We start from the raw sequence: 16,929 nt of genomic DNA, 5'->3' as shown, positions 1-16,929 counted from the left end.
TCGGTTGCGGTGGCGCGTCCCCGCGTGGCGGCGCGCCCTGCGGCAACGGCTCGGTGGGGGGCGCGTCGCCGGAGCCTCCCCACAGTGGGGTGCGCGGCGGCGGTCCGGCGGTCATGGGGTCGATTGTGCCCCGGGGAGCGCCTCTCGGGACAGCACCGGCTCGCCGACGACCCCCAGCTGGAGGCGGGTCGGCGCGACGCCCTCGTTAACCGGCCGGGGTGTCACGGCGCCGGGGCCGGTGCGGATCGGGCCGGTGGCCGGCGCCATCGCGATCCCCCACACGGCCACGACCGAGGCGCTGGCCGCGGCCGTGGCAAAGACGGCGGCGCGCAGCATCGAGCGGTGCTGGGCCGGTGCGCCGGGCGCCAGCACGGCCACGCCGAGGTCGGGTCCGGGCCGCGCCGGAGCGTCCGGGACGGACGTCGCAGGGACCGCGACCGGGATCTCCTGCGAGACCGAGAGCAGCAGGCCGCGCAGGTCGTCCGGCACCCGGGGGGCGGCGCGCAGGGTGTCCTTGAGGCGACGTTCGAGGTCGACGGCTCCGCGGCAGCCAATGCAGGCGACCAGGTGCCGGTCCCAGGCGAGCTTCTCCTGCGCCGGCAGCGCCGCCTCGACATAGTCCCCGACCAGGTCGCCGAGGCACCCCCGTGCCCCCCGCGGGCGGATCACAGCGCGCCCGCCGGCGCGAGTCGCCCCCCGGCCGGGGCAACGGCGGCGGCCGCCTTCGCGGCGCGGACCGCCTCGGGTGAGCGGTGGGCCAGCGCCTCGCGCAGTTGGGCGCGGCCGCGGTGGATGCGCGAGCGCACGGTCCCGAGCTTGATCCCCAGGGTCGCCGCGATCTCCTCATACGACAGGCCCTCGATGTCGCACAGGACGACGGCCGCGCGGAAGTCCGGCGGCAGCGTGTCCAGCGCGCGCTGGACGTCGTCGTCGAAGTGGCGATCGGCATACGCCTGATCGGGGGACGGCTCGCGGCTGGGGATGCGTGCCGAGGACTCGTCGGAGAGCGCGTCGAAGCGGATCCGCTGCTTGCGGCGCATCTTGTCGAGGAAGACATTGGTGGTGATCCGGTGCAGCCAGCCCTCGAAGTTGCCCGGCGAATAGGTCCCGAGCGAGCGGAAGACCCGGATGAACACGTCGTGGGTGAGGTCTTCGGCGTCATGGACATTGCCCGTCAGGCGGTAGGCGAGCCGGTAGACCCGCGCCGAGTGCTCCTCGACGATCGCCTCCCAGCTCGGCGGCTCCCAGCCGCCAGCCGCCGGGGCGGTGCTGGTCGTCTCGGTCATCGTGTCCCTCCAAAGGTCCGCTGGCGCACGCCCCCCTGTGTGGCCTGTCGTCGTTGATACGCGTGCGCACCCGTTATGGTTCCCGACCAAGCTGGGTTTTTCCTGTATGCCGCTCGCCGCGGGCACCGCTCGGCGCCCCGCGCGTGCGACACCTAAGCTGACGTCCATGAGTACAGCGAAGCTGGCCAGCTGGAGCTATGCCGAGGAGTTCGCGGCGGAGAGCCCGATCGCCGAGGCGGCGCGCCGGGCCGGCAGCGAGCTGGGCGCCGTGCCGGTGGGAACCGGCGTCGGGGCGGCGTTGCGCATGCTGGTGGCAGCGATGGGGGCCCGGGCGGTCGTCGAGATCGGCTCGGGGGCCGGCACCTCTGGACTGTGGCTGCTCGACGGGATGCCCGCAGACGGCGTCCTGACCACCATCGACCTGCAGCCGGAGCATTCCCGCAGCGCCCGAGCCGCGTATGCCGAGGCGGGCATCGCCCATCAGCGCACCCGGGTGATCACCGGGGCGGCGCTGGAGGTGCTGCCGCGGATGGCCGATGCGGCATACGACCTGGTGTTTATCGACGCCGACAAGGAGAGCTACCCGACCTATGTCGAGCACGCGATCCGCCTGCTGCGCCCCGGCGGTGTGCTCGCGCTGGACAATATGCTCTGGCACGACAAGGTCGCCGACCCCGCGGCGCGCGACGCCAAGACCCGGGCGCTGCGTCAGCTCGGCAGGGCGCTGCGCGACGACGAGCGGTTGGTCACCAACCTGTTAGCGGTCGGCGACGGTCTGGTTGTCGCCGTCAAACGGAGTTAGATCCGCCCCGGGCCGGCGCCGCGGCGGAACTTCGCCGGGCCCTCGGCGATCGCGACGACCTCGAAGTTCTCGATTGTGCGCGGGATGGAGCCGATCATGTGGCTGACCGGAGAGGTCGCCAGGCCGGACTCGAACTCGGCGCGGAAGGCGTCGCGCTCGGCCGCGGAGTCGAAGATGTAGGTCCCCTCGAACCACTCCCCCTCGCGCATCCGCCACACCTTGAACGCCAGCCCGTCGAGGAACATGAAGCGGGCCAGGGAGGTGCCGAGGACGTATTCGCGCAGTTGACCGGCCATCTCGGGGCGGGTGTTCTCCAGCGGCCAGCGCACTGCGAGGCCGAAACCGGCGTTCATCAGGGCCTACTCCTTTGTCAGCCAACGCAACAGACCACGGGCACCGTAGCCGGTCGCACCGACGTGCACGATCCCCGTATCGGTCTCCGAACGCCCCGGGCCGGCGATGTCGAGGTGCACCCAGGGCACCTCCCCGGCGAACTCCTGCAGGAACAGCGCCGCCATGATGGCGCCGCCGGCCGGCTTGCCGAGCGGACCCATCTGGGCGATATCGGCGACCGGGGAATCCAGCGCCGGGCGGTAGTCGCTCACCAACGGCAGCGGCCACAGGTGCTCACCAGCCTCGGCAAAGGCCAGCCGGAGCGCGCCTAGGACACCGGGGTCGGTGCCGAAGGACGCGGCCATCGTGGTGCCGAGCGCGATCCGGGCCGCGCCGGTCAAGGTGGCGATGTCGACGACGACGTCCGGGTCGAGCTCGGCCACGGCATACGCGATCGCATCGGCGAGCACGATCCGGCCCTCGGCGTCGGTGTTGACGATCTCGACCGTGCGCCCGCCAAAGCTGGTGATCACATCGCTCGGCCGGTATGCCGCTGGCCCGACCGCGTTCTCGGCCAACGGAAGTAGGCCGATCACCCGGCGCCGGACCCCGGCCTCGCGGCAATGGGCGAGCACCGACAAGACGGCGGCGGCGCCGCTCATGTCGGTCTTCATCAGCACCATGTTCGTCGGCGGCTTGATGTCGAGTCCGCCGGTGTCGAAGGTGATCCCCTTGCCGACGAGCACGACCGGCGGGGCGCCGGTCCCGTCGGGGTCGTAGTCGAGTTGCACCAGCCGCGGCGGGGTGTTCGAGCCGCCACCAACGGCCAGGATCCCGCCGAAGCCGCGCTCGGCCAGTTCGGTCTCATCCCAGACCGTGATCGTCAGCTCGCCGGCAACGGCGGCCTGCTCGGAGATTGCGGCCAGCCAGGCGGGGTTTTTGATGTTGCTCGGGGTGGCGCCGAGCGCCCGGGCGAGCAGGGTGACGGCGGCACCGTCGCGGCCGGCCTGGACCGCCCGGTCATCGCGGATGCCGAGGAGGATGATCTGCCGCAGCGTGCGCTCGGCGGATGGCCCGGCGGCCAGCCATTTGACCGGTTTGGCGCTGCCGAGGATCAATCCCTCGATGACCGCGTCCAGGGGCAGGTCGTCGGGCCCGTCCATGATGACGGCGGTTGCCTTGGGCACCGCCCGTGCCGCGGCCGCCGCGGCCAAGCGGGCCTGGTGGGCGCTGCCGTCGCCGATTCCGGCGAGCACCACCAACCCGACCGCACCTGCCACCGGCGTCGGGGCGGAGGCGCTCATCGGCTTGGGGGCCTCCAGCGCCGACTCCAGTTCGGCGACCGGCAGGCCCAGGGCGGCCGTCCGCCCGCGCGCAGCCGACGGCCACGCCCCGCCATCGGGGATCAGGAGCACGTAGGCAGTCACGGCGGCGTCGGGAGCGAGCAGCGAAGCGGGGGCCTCGGGCGCGGACAGCGTGACCTCGGGCAGGAGCGGGCGCAACTGGTCGAGCACCGCGCCACCTTACCGATTAACCGCAAAAGGGGCGCCCCGAGCCGGTCGGCTCGGGGCGCCGCTGAGTTGCTGAGGCGGGCGGTGCGGTCAGTTCAGCCCATCGCAGTTGTCGATGGCGTCGCCAAGGGCGCGCACCTCGTCGGGCGTCATCTCGACGACCAACCGGCCGCCCCCCTCCAAGGGCATGCGCAGCACAATGCCGCGGCCTTCCTTGGTCACTTCGAGGGGACCGTCGCCGGTCCTCGGCTTCATGGCCGCCATGGCAATCCTTCCTTGGGTCACGAAGGACGCACCCTGCCGCGAACCAGCTGACCTGAGCGCGCCCCATCGCCTAACCCGCCCATTATCCCTCCCCCCGCCCGCGAACGTGAAATCGCCCTCACCGAGGCTCACGGCGGGCTTGCACCCCACGGCACATAGGTGAGCAGGGTCGCGGTCCACCAGAACATCCCGGCAACGAGCGGGACCACCAGGACGGCGACTCGCCGGCGCCAGTGCGGCAGCACGCGGCCGCCGCTGGAGGAGCGCATGGCGACGCTCGCGACCAGCGCGGCGATCGGGAAGTCGAGCAGCAGGAAGCGCCACATGCTCGTGATCGGGCGGACGACGGCAAAGAGATACAGCGGGTAGGCGTAGGCCCAGGCCCGGACCTCGAGCGGCAGCCACCGGCCGTGACGCCCGGCGACGAGCGTGACATAGGCCGCGAGGCAGCCGACGACGAGAGCCACACCGAAGAGGCCGTGGATACCCCACGCCCAGCTCAGCCACAGCACGAACGGCCCCTTGTCCGGGCGCTGACCCCAGACCGCCTGCACCTCGTAGAAGGCGAACGGTTCGCCGGTCAACAGCCCGACCGTCACCGGCCACGCGACCGAGGAGACCGCGACCGCGACCGCCAGGACGGCGACCGCCGCCCGCTCCCCGGCGAAGGCCCGGCGCCAGCCCGGCCGCTTGGCCCGGAACCGGGCGGCCAGGTGGACGATGACGACCACCCCCAGGGCTGGGGCGATCGCCCGGGTGAAGCCGAGCAGCAGGATCAGCGCCGACGCGCTCAGATAGCGCCGCCGCATGATCAGCAGGATCGACCCCGCGATCAACACGAGCGCGAGCGCCTCGCTATAGGGCATGAGCAAGATCCCGGTGGCGGGATACAGGCACCACAGGCACGCGGCGACCAGCGCGAGCCGGTCGCGGTGCGCCTGGGGTGCAGCGTGCGTGGCCAGGCCGGTGATCCGCCAGACGAGGACGGTTCCGGCGGCGCCGAGCAGGAGGTTGCATAGGACGGCCGCGACGGTGAAGCCCAGCCCGGTGGCGGCGAGGGCGCGGACGATCAACGGGAAGAGCGGGAAGAACGCCCACGCGCTGTAGGTGACCAGGCCCGTTTCGGGGTCCGTGGGCAGTCCCGCGGGATAGCCCTGTTCGACGATCCGCCGATACCAGGTCGCATCCCACAGGCCGAGCATGTCGGCGACGCTCGGGTGCAGGTGACCGACTCCGGCCGGGGTTTGGAACCAGGTGGCGGCGACCCACATGGCGAGCAGCGCGATCAGCCGGCTGGCGGCATACGCCATGAGCACGGTGCGCACCGGGTGAGCGAGCGCGCGGGCGACGAGCGCGTCCCTGGCGGCGGTGGTCCGGACGGCGGCAATGCGCGTGGCTAGGGGCGCAGCACCCGATCGAGCGCCCGGGCGAACAGCCGCCTCCCCAACCTGGCCGCCAGCGGCCGGGTCAGCAGCGGGGCCGGGTCGATCCGGGGCCCCAGTTCCTCGGTCCACGTCACCAGTGTCCCGCCGGCCACCTCCTCGACGCTCACCTGCGCCCAACCCCGTAGCCACGGTCCGATCTTGACCACCCGGAAGCGTCCGCGCATCCGCTGCGGGCGTGGTGGTGACCAGATCGTGACGATCATGTGATCAGCGACCCGCGCCCGGCCGATCCCGGTCCGGGGGACGAACTGCCAGCCGGGACCCGGCGGGCCGGGATCGAGGTCGGTCACCGTCAGCGGCACGGCCTGACCATGACGGGCAAAGTCGGTCAGCCGGCCCCAGACGACGTCCACGGGGGCGGCCACCACGCGGGTGATCGTGAACGCGCTCACTCCTCGGCAGCCGGGCGGCGCCGGGGCGCGAGTTTGACCGTCGCCGGCCCCTCCTGCTCCTCGTATGCTGCCAGCCGCGCCTGCAACTGGTCGAGCACGTCGTCGACCTGGTCCATCCGGTAGCCGCGGATCGCCGTGTCGAAGTGCAGGGTGTCGATGTCGCGGGCGCGGGCATTCTCCGGCAGCCGAACCAGCGGGCGGGTGTGGGTCGCCTCGGGCATCGGGTCATAGGAGGCGCGCCCGAGCAGCAGCGCGGCGAGATAGGCGGCGACGATCACCGCAACGACGAGGAAGAAAACCCAGATCATGGTCACTCACTCCGTCTCGGCGTGCCCGGGTCGACGCCCAGCCCGTGATCGACCGCGACGATGATCGACACGGCCTCCTCGACGTCGTCGGTCACGTGCAGCAACTCCAGGTCGCGCGCGCCGATCATGCCGTGCCCGAGCGCGGAGCCGCGCAGCCAGGTGATCAGCCCGCTCCAATAGTCGCTGCCGAGCAGGACGATCGGGAAGGAGGTGACCTTCCGGGTCTGCACGAGGGTGACCGCCTCGAACAGCTCGTCCAGCGTCCCGAAGCCGCCGGGCAGGACGACGAAGCCCTCGGCATACTTGACGAACATCGTCTTGCGGACGAAGAAGTAGCGGAAGTTGACGCCGAGGTCGACGTATTCGTTCAGGCCCTGCTCGAACGGCAGCTCGATGCCGAGGCCGATCGAGGTGCCGCCGGCCTCGAGGGCGCCCTTGTTGGCGGCCTCCATGACCCCCGGCCCGCCGCCAGTGATCACGGCATACCCCGCCTCGACGAGCGCCGCGCCGATGCGCTCACCCAGCTCGTATGCCGCGCTCCCCCGCGGCGTGCGCGCCGACCCGAACACCGACACCGCCGGGCCCACCTCGGCCAGGCCGCCGAAGCCCTCGACGAACTCGCTCTGGATGCGCAGCACCCGCCACGGGTCGGTGTGCACCCAGTCGCTCGGGCCGCGCCCGTCGAGCAGGCGCTGGTCGGTGGTGCTCGCCGGGACCTGGCCGCGGCGCAGGGTGATCGGGCCGCGCTGGTAGACGTTCTCGGGCGCGGGCGGTTTCACCGAAGCCATCGGGCCATCGCCTCCTCGCAGCGGGTGTATTGCTCGACCGGGCAGCGCTCGTCGTCCATGTGCGCGAGGTTGGGATCGCCCGGGCCGAAGTTGACCGCGGGAACGCCCATCGCCGAGAACCGGGCGACATCGGTCCAGCCCTGTTTGGCGGTCACCGGGACATCGAGCGCGGCGATGAACGCCTGCGCGGCCGGCAGGTGCAGGCCGGGCCGGGCGCCCGGGGCGTTGTCGAGGACCGCGACATCGAAGCCGGCGAAGACCTGCCGGACGTGGGCATCGGCCTCCTCGGCGCTGACCGACGGCGCATAGCGGTAGTTGACGGTGACCACGCACCGGTCGGGGATGACATTGGTCGCCGTGCCGCCGCTGATCAGGACGGCGTTGAGCGCCTCGGGGAACTCCAGCCCGTCGACCTCGCGCGACTGCGGCCGGTATGCCGCCAGCCGGGCGAGGATCTCCCCAGCGTCGTGGATCGCGTTGTGCCCCTTCCACGGCCGGGCGGAGTGGGCGGCGATGCCCTTGGTCGTGATCTCGGCGCGCAGGGTGCCCTTGCAGCCGCCCTCGACGGCGGCGTCGGTCGGCTCCATCAAGACCGCGAAGTCGGCGTCGGTGATCAGCTCGGGGCGTTGCTGCTCCACGAGGGTGAGCCCGTTGTATTGGGTGTCGATCTCCTCCGCTTCGTAGAAGACGTAGGTGACATCCCGGGACGGCTCGGGCAGGGCCTGGGCCAGGCGGAGCATGACCGCCACACCGCCCTTCATGTCGACAGTGCCGCGACCCTTCAGGACGCCGTCGACGGTGGCCGTCGGCAGGTTCGGCGGATCCACGGTGACCGGGACGGTGTCGATGTGCCCGGCGATGACGACCCGCTCGGCACGCCCGAGGCGCGTGCGCGCGATGAGTGTGTTCTGCAGCCTGCTGACCTCCAGGTGGGTGAGTGGCCGCAGCGCGTCCTCGATGGTGTCGGCGAGCTGCTGCTCCTGCTGGCTGACCGACGGGATATCGCAGATCGCCGTGGTCACGGCGACGACGTCGGCGCTCAGGTCGAGCGGATTCGGCATGGCGTCACCTTAACCGCCGCGCATGTCCGCTCTTGGGTATGCCAGGTGCCGTCTCGGTGGCGTCCTCGTCCAGGCGGTCGAGAGCACGCGAGACCGACGAGCGGCCCACACCGAGCACGTTCGCGATCGCGTCGAGGCTCTGGCCATCGGCGCGCATCCGCACCGCTTCCTTGACCCGGGCCGGGGTCATCACGGTTGGCCGGCCGCCGACGCGGCCCTCGGCCCGAGCGCGTGCCAGCCCGGCCCTGGTGTTCTCCCGGATCGTGTCCACCCTGAGCTGGGCGAACACCGCGACGATGCCGAACAGCGCGCGGCCCATCGGGGTCGTGGTGTCAATGTCCGGCTCGGTCAGACTCTTGATCTGCACGCCTCGCTCGTGCAGGTCGTTGATGGTCTCGATTGCGAGTGTCTGGGTTCCGGCGAGCCGGTCGAGCCGCCACACCAGCAGCGTGTCACCGGGGCGCAGGTAGTCCAGGCAGGCGATCCACTGGGGCCGATCCTCGCGCCGTGACGAGGTGGCGTGGTCGACGAACACGCGGACCGCTCCGGCCGACCGTAAGGCGGCCTCCTGGGCGACGGTGTCCTGCTCGTGGGTGCTCACCCGGGCATAGCCGATCACGGTGCTCATGGGTCAGTCTCCGATCCCTGGGGGACGATCGCTCATCGCCCCCGGGGGCGTCCGAGGCGGTGCGGTGCGCGTCGTCGACGGCGTGGTCTCGGTGGCCTCGGTCGCCGTCGTCCCGAACGCGAGGCCGGCCACGTCTAGCGCGCTACGCCCCGGCGCGCGATCGCGCGACTCGACCTTGGTCGTGATGGCGTGGAACATCTCGCGCCTGGTCGAGGGCGGCTTGCGTGCGGGCACCGATCCGGTTGCGGAGGATGCCCGTCTCTGTGTCGGTGTACGGGTCGACCTGCTCGATCATCGCGCGCGCGGGGCGGGCCGGGTCGCGGCGCGAGCTACGGGCCGACCGGCAGCAGCGGCGACCGCCCGGCGGCCGCGCTCACTACTCCCCCGCGACCGGCGACGTACTCGGCCGCGTCGGCCGCGTCGGCCGCGTCGGCCGGGAGAGGTCCAGACCTTCCATCTGCACACTGTGCACGGCCTCCTCGACCTGGCGAGCCCGCTCGGTCTCGCTCGTCGCCGTCGAGCTGATCCGCGCCTCCTGCGTCATGGCGGTCTCCTCAGGTGGGGTGAGTCAAGGTTCGTTCTACCGGACCGACCGAAACGGTCTGGTGATGTTTCGGGCGGGAGTTCCCATCGAGCCCGGCCCGCGTAGATGCCGAGGCGTCGGCGTCGACCTGCTCGTCGACGACAAAACGGTGGTGATCTGGACTCCAAGCTGAGGCACAGCCTCCTGACAGCTTCGGGAGTAATGCTGGAAGCAGGCAGTTCCCCGCGATGAAAGGTTGCTCTCCCATGGCCTCGCTTCCCAAGACCCTCTCCGTCGGCGCCGTCGCCGTCCTGGCCGCCATCGCGACCGGGGTCGGGATCTCCCAGGCGACCGCCGACCCGAGTTCCTCGCCCAGTTCCACCCCGAGTTCCAGCCCGTCCGAGTCCTCCGGCGCGGCCTCGGCCAACTCCGGCACACCGGGCACAACCGACGGGATGCCCGGCCGCGGCTTCGGCCGCCACGGCCACGGCCCGGATGGCATGGGTCGCGGCGGCATGGGCTGGGGCATGGACGCCAGCGCGCTGGCCGACCAGCTCGGCGTCGACGAGGCCAAGCTGACCGCCGCCCTGCAGAAGGTCCGCACCAGCATGCAGGACTCCGACGAGGACCGCACCGGCCCGCCGACCGAGGCCGAGCGCACCGCCAGGCAGCAGGAGTTCGCGGCGGCCCTGGCCAAGGAGTTGGGCATCGACCAAGCCAAGGTCACCGCCGCCCTGGACGCGCTGCGCGCCGAGCGCCAGGCCGACGCCCGCGCGGCGTTCAGCGCCCGACTCGACGAGGCCGTCAAGGCCGGCAAGCTGACCGAGGCCGACAAGGCGTCCGTGCTCAAGGCGTTCGACGCCGGCGTGCTGGGCGGCGGCTTCGGTCACCACTGAGCCGCGAGACCCAGGTACGCAGCGGCGCGGTCGGGCCGACCACCTACGATGACGGCCATGCCTGCATCGGAGAGTCCCTCGCCCGCGCGCACCGCCTGGGGTCATGGCCTAGCGACCATCACGGACTCCGGCCAGACCCTGGACACCTGGTTCCCGGGACCCGCGCTCGGAGCGCCCGACGGGACTCAAGCACCGGAGGACCTCACCGGGCTCGCCGCAGCCGACCCCGAGCGCGGCGTCCGGACCGAGGTGGCGTTCGTCGAGATCGACCTCGACGCCTCGCCCGCCGGCACGAGCGATGCCTACCTGCGCCTGCACCTGCTCAGCCACCGCCTGGTCACCCCCAACAGCATCAACCTGGACGGCATCTTCGGCGTCCTACCCAATGTGGTGTGGACCAGCGCTGGCCCGTGTGCCGTCGAGGATTTCGAGCGAACCCGCGCCCGGCTGCGCCGGCGAGGGCCGGTCGCCGTCTATGGCGTCGACAAGTTCCCGCGGATGGTCGACTACGTCATCCCTGCCGGGGTGCGGATCGGCGACGCCGACCGGGTCCGCCTCGGTGCCCACCTGGCGAGCGGCACGACGGTCATGCACGAGGGCTTCGTCAACTTCAACGCCGGCACGCTGGGCACCTCGATGATCGAGGGGCGGATCAGTCAGGGCGTGATCGTCGGCGACGGCTCCGACGTCGGCGGCGGCGCCTCGACGATGGGCACGCTCTCCGGTGGCGGCACCGAGCGGGTGCGGATCGGCGAGCGCTGCCTGCTTGGCGCCGAGTCCGGGCTGGGCATCGCTCTCGGCGACGACTGCGTCGTCGAAGCCGGCCTCTATCTCACCGCCGGCACCAAGGTCACCATGCCCGACGGGTCGGTCCACAAGGCGCGGGAGCTGTCGGGAGGCTCCAACATGCTGTTCATCCGCGACTCGGTGACCGGCCGGGTCGAGGTCCGCCCACGCGCCAAGGGCGTCGACCTCAACGCGGCCCTGCACGCCAACGACTGACCTCGACATTTGCCTCGATTGCCTACCTGGAAATGACTGACCGGCTGTGACCCTGCGCCGCGTGCTCGTCGCCGCCGCGCTCGTGGCGTTCGTCGTCGGGATCGGCACGCTCGGCTGGTTCGGCTATCGCTGGCAGACCGGGCCGACCTGCCGGGTGACGGCAAGCGGAACGAGCTTCGCGTTCACCCCTGAGCAGACCCGCAATGCGGCGACGATCACCGCGATCGCGAGCAAACGCGGCCTACCCGCCCGCGCCGCCACCATCGCCCTGGCCACCGCCTTGCAGGAGTCCAACCTGCGCAATCTCGCGCACGGCGACCGGGACTCGCTCGGTCTGTTCCAGCAGCGCCCCTCCCAGGGCTGGGGCAGCGCCGAGCAAGTGCAAGACCCCGTCTATGCGACCAACGCGTTCTACGACGCGCTGGTCAAGATCGACGGCTACGCCGACATGGAGATCACCCTGGTCGCCCAGGAGGTCCAGCGCAGCGCCTACCCCTCCGCGTATTCCGATCACGAGGGTCAAGGCCGCGTCCTCGCCTCCACCCTCTATGGGCACTCCCCCGCCGGCCTCGGCTGCCGTCTGCCCGGCCCGGGCGAGGGAGCCGGCGCCGCGGCGCTGGTCGCCGCCATGCGCACCGAGACGGGGCAGGCGGGGAGCGTGGATCCGGACGGGAGGGTCACTGTCCATACGGCCATTCAGCAGGCGGCCTGGGGAGTGGCCTCGTGGGCGGTGGCGAGCGCCGACGAATATGGCGTCACCGACGTCGCGGTCGCCGACCGCGCCTGGCGGCGCGAGCGCGGCCGCGCGGCCCTGGAGTGGGAGACCACCGCAGCCGCGGCCAACGGAACAACGGTGACGATCACCCTTGGCTGAGGCCCCCGCCGGTCGCGGTCAGCGCTCGTCGAGAGCGACGTAGTGTCGCTCGCCCTCGCCGACGTAGACCTGGCGCGGGCGCCCGATCTTGGTCGTCGGGTCGGCGATCATCTCGCGCCACTGGGCGATCCAGCCGGGCAGTCGTCCCAGGGCAAAGAGCACGGTGAACATCCGGGTCGGGAAGCCCATCGCCTTGTAGATCAACCCGGTATAGAAGTCGACATTCGGGTAAAGGCGCCGCTCGACGAAGTAGTCGTCGGCCAGGGCGATCTCCTCCAACTCCTTGGCGATCTCCAGCAGCGGGTCGTTGGTTCCGAGGCGGGCGAGGATGTCGTCGGCGGTCTGCTTGATGATCGAGGCGCGCGGGTCGTAGTTCTTGTAGACCCGGTGGCCGAAGCCCATCAGCTTCTGCTTGGTCTCCTTGTTCTTCACGTGCATCATGAAGTCCTTCGGGCTCTCGCCCGAATCCTTAACCTGGGCGAGCATCTCCAGCACCTGCTGATTGGCCCCGCCGTGCAACGGACCGAACAGCGCGTTGATCCCCGCCGACACCGAGGCGAACAGATTCGCTTGGGAGGAACCGACCAGCCGGACAGTGGAGGTGGAGCAGTTCTGCTCGTGGTCGGCGTGCAGCAGCAACAGCAGATCCAGGCCGCGCACGATCGTCGGGTCGAGTTCATAGGGTTCGGCGGGGAAGCCGAACGTCATCCGCAGGAAGTTCTCGGTCAGCGAGAGCGAGTTGTCCGGATAGAGGAAGGGCTGGCCGACGCTCTTCTTGTAGGCGTAGGCGGCGATCGTCGGCAACTTGGCCAGCAGCCGGAAGGTCGAGATCTCCACCTGGTCCTCATCGAAGGGGTCGAGGCTGTCCTGATAGAAGGTGGACAGCGCCGACACCGCGCTGGAGAGCACCGGCATCGGGTGGGCGTCGCGCGGGAAGCCATTGAAGAAGTCCTTCAGGTCCTCATGCAGCAGCGTATGCCGCATGATCTTGGCCTTGAAGGACTCCATCTCCGCCTTGCTCGGCAGGTCGCCGTAGATGAGCAGGTAGGACGCTTCCAGGTAGGTCGAGTTCTTGGCGAGTTCCTCGATCGGGTAGCCGCGGTAGCGCAGGACACCCTTGTCACCGTCGATGTAGGTGATCGCGCTCGTGCAGGAGGCGGTGTTGACAAAGCCCGCGTCGAGCGTGACCATGCCCGAGTCCTTGAGCAGGCTGGAGATGTTCAGCCCGTCCTCGCCCACGGTCCCCGCAACCCGCCGCAGCGTTAGTTCCTTGTCGTCGACGCGCAGGATCCCGTCACTCGCCTGTGTCATGAGGCGAAAACTACCGCAGTGCGGCGCTTCGGTGTCGGGTGACCCCGGTTTGCGGCTATGCCCCGAGGCGCCGGGCGGCGGCGTCGATCTGGGCGTCGGTGGCCGTCAGCGCGATCCGCACATGCTGGCCGCCTGCCGCGCCATAGAACGATCCCGGCGCGCACAAGAGCCCCAGGTCGGCGAGCCGGTCCACCGTCGTCCAGCAGTCCTCCCCCGCGCTCGCCCACAGATAGAGCCCCGCCTCGGAGTCCTCCACCTGCAGCCCGTATGCCGAGGCTCCCGCCCGCAGCCGCTCCCGTCGGGCGCGATAGCGCTCTCGCTGAACGGCGACGTGCTCGTCGTCGGTAAGCGTCGCGACCATGGCGGCCTGGACCGGGGCCGGCAGCATCATCCCGGCGTGCTTGCGGACCTGCGCGATCGGATCGATCAGTTCCGGGTCGCCGACGACGAAGGCGGCGCGATAGCCGGCGAGATTGGACTGTTTGCTCAGGCTGTAGGCCACGAGCAGGCCGCTGGGGTCGCCCTCGGTGACCCGCGGGTCGAGCAGGCTGGGTGTGGTGGGCGGATCTCCTGCCGGACGGTCGAGGCGCCAGTCGAGTTCGGCATAGCACTCGTCGCTGGCGACGATCACCCCGTGGCGCCGCGCCCAGCGCACCACCTTGGCCAGGTGATCGACGCCGAGAACCTTGCCGCTCGGGTTGGCCGGTGTGTTCAGCCAGATCAGCCTCGGGGTCGTCGCGGCGGTCAGCGGACCGAGGGAAGTGATCGAGTCCATCGGCAGCGGGGCGCAGCCGGCGAGCCGGGCACCGATGTCATAGGTGGGATAGGCGACGCGCGGAAACGCGACGATATCGCCCGGTCCGAGGCCGAGCAACGTCGGGAGCCAGGCGACCAATTCCTTGCTGCCGATGGTCGGGATCACCGCCGAGTCCGGGTCCACGCCGGGCACGCCCCGGCGCCGCTCGAACCAGGCGGCGATCGCCTGGCGCAGGTCCGCCCGCCCGATGGTGGCGGGGTATCCGGGCGCGTCGGACGCGGCGGCGAGCGCGCGGCATACGACATCGGGGGTGGGATCGACCGGGGTGCCGACGGACAAGTCGATCAGCCCGCCCTCATGGGAACTCGCCCGGGCCTTGTAGGGCACGAGCGAGTCCCACGGAAAGCCAGGCAGTGAGCGCATCGCTCACTCGTCGTGCTGCTGCGGCGGCAACTCGGCGACGATCGGGTGATCCTTGGGGATCACGCCCATCTTGGCGGCTCCGCCCGGGCTGCCGAGATCGTCGAAGAACTCGACATTGGCCTTGTAGTAGTCGGCCCACTGCTCGGGCACGTCGTCCTCGTAATAGATCGCCTCCACGGGGCAAACCGGCTCGCAGGCGCCGCAGTCGACGCACTCGTCCGGATGGATGTAGAGCATCCGTTCGCCCTCATAAATGCAGTCGACCGGACACTCCTCGACGCAGGCCCGGTCCTTCAGGTCCACGCACGGCAAGGCGATCACATAGGTCATATTCGGCATTCTAGGCACCAGGACGTCACCACCGCCTCCCGTCCCGGATGGGGTGAGGCGGCATACTGCGCGGGTGACCAGTGCCGACCCGTCCGCCGTTGCCGTGCCCCTCCCGACTGGTGAACTGCCTGGGCTGTTGTGGCTGCCCCCGAGCGGGCGGGGACCCGGGATCGTCCTGGTCCAGGAGATCTTCGGGATCAGCCCGTATGTCGAGCGCCGCGCCGCCGACCTGGCCGCGCTCGGCTATGTGGTGCTGGCCCCGCAGTTCTATTGGCGGCTGGGAATTGCGGGGGTCGCCAACGGCCCGGACATGCTGGCCGAGGGGCTGGAACTGGTGCAGCGCTTCGACTGGGCGGCCGGGGTGGGTGACGGGGTCGCGGCCTACGAATGGCTGGCCGGGCGCTCCGAAGTCAGCGGGCCGGTGGGGCTGGTCGGTTTCTGCTTCGGCGGCGGGCTGGCGTTCACTATCGCCGCCGAGACGAGCCCGGCGGCGCTGATCAGCTACTACGGCTCGGCGCTGCCCGGGCTGCTTGAGTTGGCGCCGCGGGTGACCTGCCCGAGCCTGCACCATTTCGGCAGCGCCGACAGCTATATCGATCGGGAGACGGTCGAGCGGATCCGGTCGGCGGTGGCCGGCGAGGACGTCGAGTTCTATACCTATCCGGGCGCCGACCACGCCTTCGACAACGACGACTTCGTCTCCTATCACCCGGAGGCCGCGACGATCGCCTGGGCACTGACCGTGAAGTTCCTGGGCACCTACCTCCCGGCGTGAGTTCCGGGGCAGTGAACTCCGGCGCGGTGGCGCCCGGCGCCGAGTTGACCGCCCTGCAGGTGCAGTGGGCCGCGGCCGGGGCGTGGCCGCCGATCGAGGTCGAGCGCCTCGGGGAGTGGGTGCTGCGCGCGGGCCTCGGCTTCACCAACCGGGCCAACTCGGTGATCCCGCTGGGCGACCCGGACCTGCCGCTCTCGGCCGCGCTGGAGGCTGTCGAGCAGTGGTATGCCGCCCGCTCCCTCCCCGCCGTGTTCGTCGTCGCCGGTCGGGTCGGCTTCGATCCCTCGGCCGATGCGGTTGCGGCTGAGGCGATCCGGCGCGGGTATGCCGCGAGTGACCCCACGCTTTTCCTCACCGCGAGCACGGGGTTGGTGGCGAGTTCGGGGGGCGCCGCCGCGGAACCGGTTGGGGGCGCCGTGATGCTTGAGCTGTCGGCGGAGCTGAGCGAGGAGTGGCTGACGGCATACGGCTCCTACCGCGAGAACGACCGCGCGGCGGCGCGGGCGATCCTCACCGGCTCGCCGGCCCAGGTTTTTGTGACAGCGCGCGCGGCCGGGCAGATCGTCGGCATCGGCCGGCTTGGCGTGAGCGCCGGGTGGGGTGGAATTGCCGCGATGTGGGTCGACCCGGCATACCGGCGGCGCGGATTGGCCGGCGAGATGCTCGCGTCACTCGCGCGTTTCGCGGCCGAGGCCGGCGTGCCGCGGCTGCATCTGCAGGTGTGGGCACACAACGCCCCGGCGCTCGCCCTCTATCGCCGAGCCGGCTTCATTCCGCACCACGCCTACGTAATGTTCACCCAGGACGTGTCAGAGACGGCGAAACGACGTTAAGGAGCGGGATGGCGGCGGCGCGAAGTCCCGACCCATCGGGCAGCCACGTCGCGTCGGCCGCGACGCTGGCCCCAGCCGAGGGCGGGCGGAGCCGCGGACAGATAGGTGTGGCCGGTGGGGGTGGTGACGGCGGTGACGTGGGTGTCGGGGCCGGCCTCGCGGGCGATGTGAGTGTTGCGGTCGGTCTCGGGGCCGGCGGCGTATGCCGCGATCTCGGCGGGCGTCAGCACCCGGGTGGTGAACCCGGGCAGGTCTTTGGTGTAGTTGCAGCGCGCAGATAGGCCCTGGCCGTTGCCGTAGCTGGTGGGGCCGCCTTCGGTGGCGGGCCGAATATGGTCGGCGTGGCGGATGTCGGCCTCGCAGAACGGCATCCGGCAGCGGTCATCC

General features: G+C 70.9%; 22 protein-coding genes. 6 read left to right on the top strand and 16 right to left on the bottom strand.

From position 1 onward, the window contains the following. Positions 1-111: 111 nt before the first annotated feature. Positions 112-669, bottom strand: coding sequence for a hypothetical protein (locus V9G19_RS13610; RefSeq protein WP_462285944.1), 558 nt, complete (start codon positions 667-669; stop codon positions 112-114). Further along, positions 666-1,286, bottom strand: a complete 621-nt coding sequence (sigE, locus tag V9G19_RS13605; RefSeq protein ID WP_462285943.1) for an RNA polymerase sigma factor SigE — start codon at positions 1,284-1,286, stop codon at positions 666-668. The genes V9G19_RS13610 and sigE overlap by 4 nt, the downstream gene beginning before the upstream one ends. A gap of 166 nt (positions 1,287-1,452) precedes the next feature. Here sigE and V9G19_RS13600 point away from each other — a divergent pair, with 166 nt between their 5' ends. Then, complete coding sequence (locus tag V9G19_RS13600; protein ID WP_462285942.1) at positions 1,453-2,088, top strand: O-methyltransferase; 636 nt, start codon at positions 1,453-1,455, stop codon at positions 2,086-2,088. Here the strand turns inward: V9G19_RS13600 and V9G19_RS13595 are convergent. The 10 genes from V9G19_RS13595 to V9G19_RS13550 form a co-directional block, all read right to left on the bottom strand. Further along, positions 2,085-2,441 carry a hypothetical protein gene (locus tag V9G19_RS13595; RefSeq protein WP_462285941.1) on the bottom strand — a complete coding sequence of 119 codons (357 nt, stop codon included), beginning with the start codon at positions 2,439-2,441 and terminating at the stop codon, positions 2,085-2,087. The genes V9G19_RS13600 and V9G19_RS13595 overlap by 4 nt on opposite strands. Before the next feature lie 6 nt (positions 2,442-2,447). Next, positions 2,448-3,935, bottom strand: a complete 1,488-nt coding sequence (locus tag V9G19_RS13590; protein WP_462285940.1) for a leucyl aminopeptidase family protein — start codon at positions 3,933-3,935, stop codon at positions 2,448-2,450. A gap of 87 nt (positions 3,936-4,022) precedes the next feature. Beyond that, the gene (locus V9G19_RS13585; RefSeq protein WP_462285939.1) at positions 4,023-4,196 is read right to left on the bottom strand and encodes a DUF3117 domain-containing protein; all 174 of its coding nucleotides are present in this window, start codon (positions 4,194-4,196) and stop codon (positions 4,023-4,025) included. 128 nt (positions 4,197-4,324) lie between these two features. Next, on the bottom strand, positions 4,325-5,521 hold the full coding sequence (locus V9G19_RS13580) for a hypothetical protein (protein ID WP_462285938.1): 1,197 nt from the start codon (positions 5,519-5,521) through the stop codon (positions 4,325-4,327). A gap of 71 nt (positions 5,522-5,592) precedes the next feature. Beyond that, positions 5,593-6,033 carry an SRPBCC family protein gene (locus V9G19_RS13575; protein ID WP_462285937.1) on the bottom strand — a complete coding sequence of 147 codons (441 nt, stop codon included), beginning with the start codon at positions 6,031-6,033 and terminating at the stop codon, positions 5,593-5,595. Further along, a complete protein-coding gene (locus tag V9G19_RS13570) occupies positions 6,030-6,341 on the bottom strand; it encodes a DivIVA domain-containing protein (protein WP_462285936.1) in 312 nt (103 codons plus the stop codon). The genes V9G19_RS13575 and V9G19_RS13570 overlap by 4 nt, the downstream gene beginning before the upstream one ends. Positions 6,342-6,343: 2 nt before the next feature. Then, positions 6,344-7,129, bottom strand: coding sequence for an LOG family protein (locus tag V9G19_RS13565; protein ID WP_462285935.1), 786 nt, complete (start codon positions 7,127-7,129; stop codon positions 6,344-6,346). Then, positions 7,117-8,190: a succinyl-diaminopimelate desuccinylase gene (dapE, locus tag V9G19_RS13560; protein WP_462285934.1), complete on the bottom strand. Its 1,074-nt coding sequence runs from the start codon at positions 8,188-8,190 to the stop codon at positions 7,117-7,119. Before dapE ends, V9G19_RS13565 begins: the two co-directional genes overlap by 13 nt. Positions 8,191-8,194: 4 nt before the next feature. Beyond that, positions 8,195-8,818, bottom strand: a complete 624-nt coding sequence (locus tag V9G19_RS13555; protein ID WP_462285933.1) for a recombinase family protein — start codon at positions 8,816-8,818, stop codon at positions 8,195-8,197. Positions 8,819-9,194: 376 nt separating this feature from the next. Then, entirely contained in the window at positions 9,195-9,362 is a 168-nt protein-coding gene (locus V9G19_RS13550; RefSeq protein ID WP_462285932.1) for a hypothetical protein, read from the bottom strand. 245 nt (positions 9,363-9,607) lie between these two features. Here V9G19_RS13550 and V9G19_RS13545 point away from each other — a divergent pair, with 245 nt between their 5' ends. From V9G19_RS13545 to V9G19_RS13535, 3 genes are read left to right on the top strand one after another with little or no spacing between them, the layout of a single operon-like run. Next, positions 9,608-10,237, top strand: a complete 630-nt coding sequence (locus tag V9G19_RS13545; RefSeq protein ID WP_462285931.1) for a hypothetical protein — start codon at positions 9,608-9,610, stop codon at positions 10,235-10,237. A 57-nt stretch (positions 10,238-10,294) separates the two neighbouring features. Further along, positions 10,295-11,239 (top strand): 2,3,4,5-tetrahydropyridine-2,6-dicarboxylate N-succinyltransferase, encoded by a 945-nt coding sequence (dapD, locus tag V9G19_RS13540; protein WP_462285930.1) that lies wholly within the window; start codon positions 10,295-10,297, stop codon positions 11,237-11,239. A gap of 46 nt (positions 11,240-11,285) precedes the next feature. Continuing rightward, positions 11,286-12,113: a hypothetical protein gene (locus V9G19_RS13535; protein ID WP_462285929.1), complete on the top strand. Its 828-nt coding sequence runs from the start codon at positions 11,286-11,288 to the stop codon at positions 12,111-12,113. A gap of 18 nt (positions 12,114-12,131) precedes the next feature. Here the strand turns inward: V9G19_RS13535 and V9G19_RS13530 are convergent, their stop codons facing one another. The 3 genes from V9G19_RS13530 to fdxA are packed head-to-tail and all read right to left on the bottom strand — an operon-like array spanning position 12,132 to position 14,934. Continuing rightward, complete coding sequence (locus V9G19_RS13530) at positions 12,132-13,424, bottom strand: citrate synthase (protein ID WP_462285928.1); 1,293 nt, start codon at positions 13,422-13,424, stop codon at positions 12,132-12,134. Positions 13,425-13,479: 55 nt separating this feature from the next. Next, complete coding sequence (gene dapC / locus V9G19_RS13525) at positions 13,480-14,604, bottom strand: succinyldiaminopimelate transaminase (protein ID WP_462285927.1); 1,125 nt, start codon at positions 14,602-14,604, stop codon at positions 13,480-13,482. A gap of 3 nt (positions 14,605-14,607) precedes the next feature. Continuing rightward, on the bottom strand, positions 14,608-14,934 hold the full coding sequence (gene fdxA, locus V9G19_RS13520) for a ferredoxin (protein ID WP_462285926.1): 327 nt from the start codon (positions 14,932-14,934) through the stop codon (positions 14,608-14,610). Positions 14,935-15,007: 73 nt separating this feature from the next. On the opposite strand from fdxA, the gene V9G19_RS13515 reads away from it, so the two are divergent. Together V9G19_RS13515 and V9G19_RS13510 are read left to right on the top strand one after the other, a co-directional pair. Then, a complete protein-coding gene (locus V9G19_RS13515; protein WP_462285925.1) occupies positions 15,008-15,709 on the top strand; it encodes a dienelactone hydrolase family protein in 702 nt (233 codons plus the stop codon). Continuing rightward, positions 15,706-16,542, top strand: coding sequence for a GNAT family N-acetyltransferase (locus V9G19_RS13510; RefSeq protein ID WP_462285924.1), 837 nt, complete (start codon positions 15,706-15,708; stop codon positions 16,540-16,542). Before V9G19_RS13515 ends, V9G19_RS13510 begins: the two co-directional genes overlap by 4 nt. Here the strand turns inward: V9G19_RS13510 and V9G19_RS13505 are convergent. Further along, the gene (locus V9G19_RS13505; RefSeq protein WP_462285923.1) at positions 16,539-16,913 is read right to left on the bottom strand and encodes a hypothetical protein; all 375 of its coding nucleotides are present in this window, start codon (positions 16,911-16,913) and stop codon (positions 16,539-16,541) included. The two genes, V9G19_RS13510 and V9G19_RS13505, sit on opposite strands and share 4 nt — an antisense overlap. Between the last annotated feature and the right edge of the window lie 16 nt (positions 16,914-16,929).

Origin of the sequence: Nostocoides sp. (assembly GCF_037045025.1) — a bacterium.
GTDB lineage: Bacteria > Actinomycetota > Actinomycetes > Actinomycetales > Dermatophilaceae > Nostocoides_A.
The sequence above is the reverse complement of the archived record's forward strand: the minus strand, read 5'-3'. Positions and strand labels throughout refer to the sequence as shown.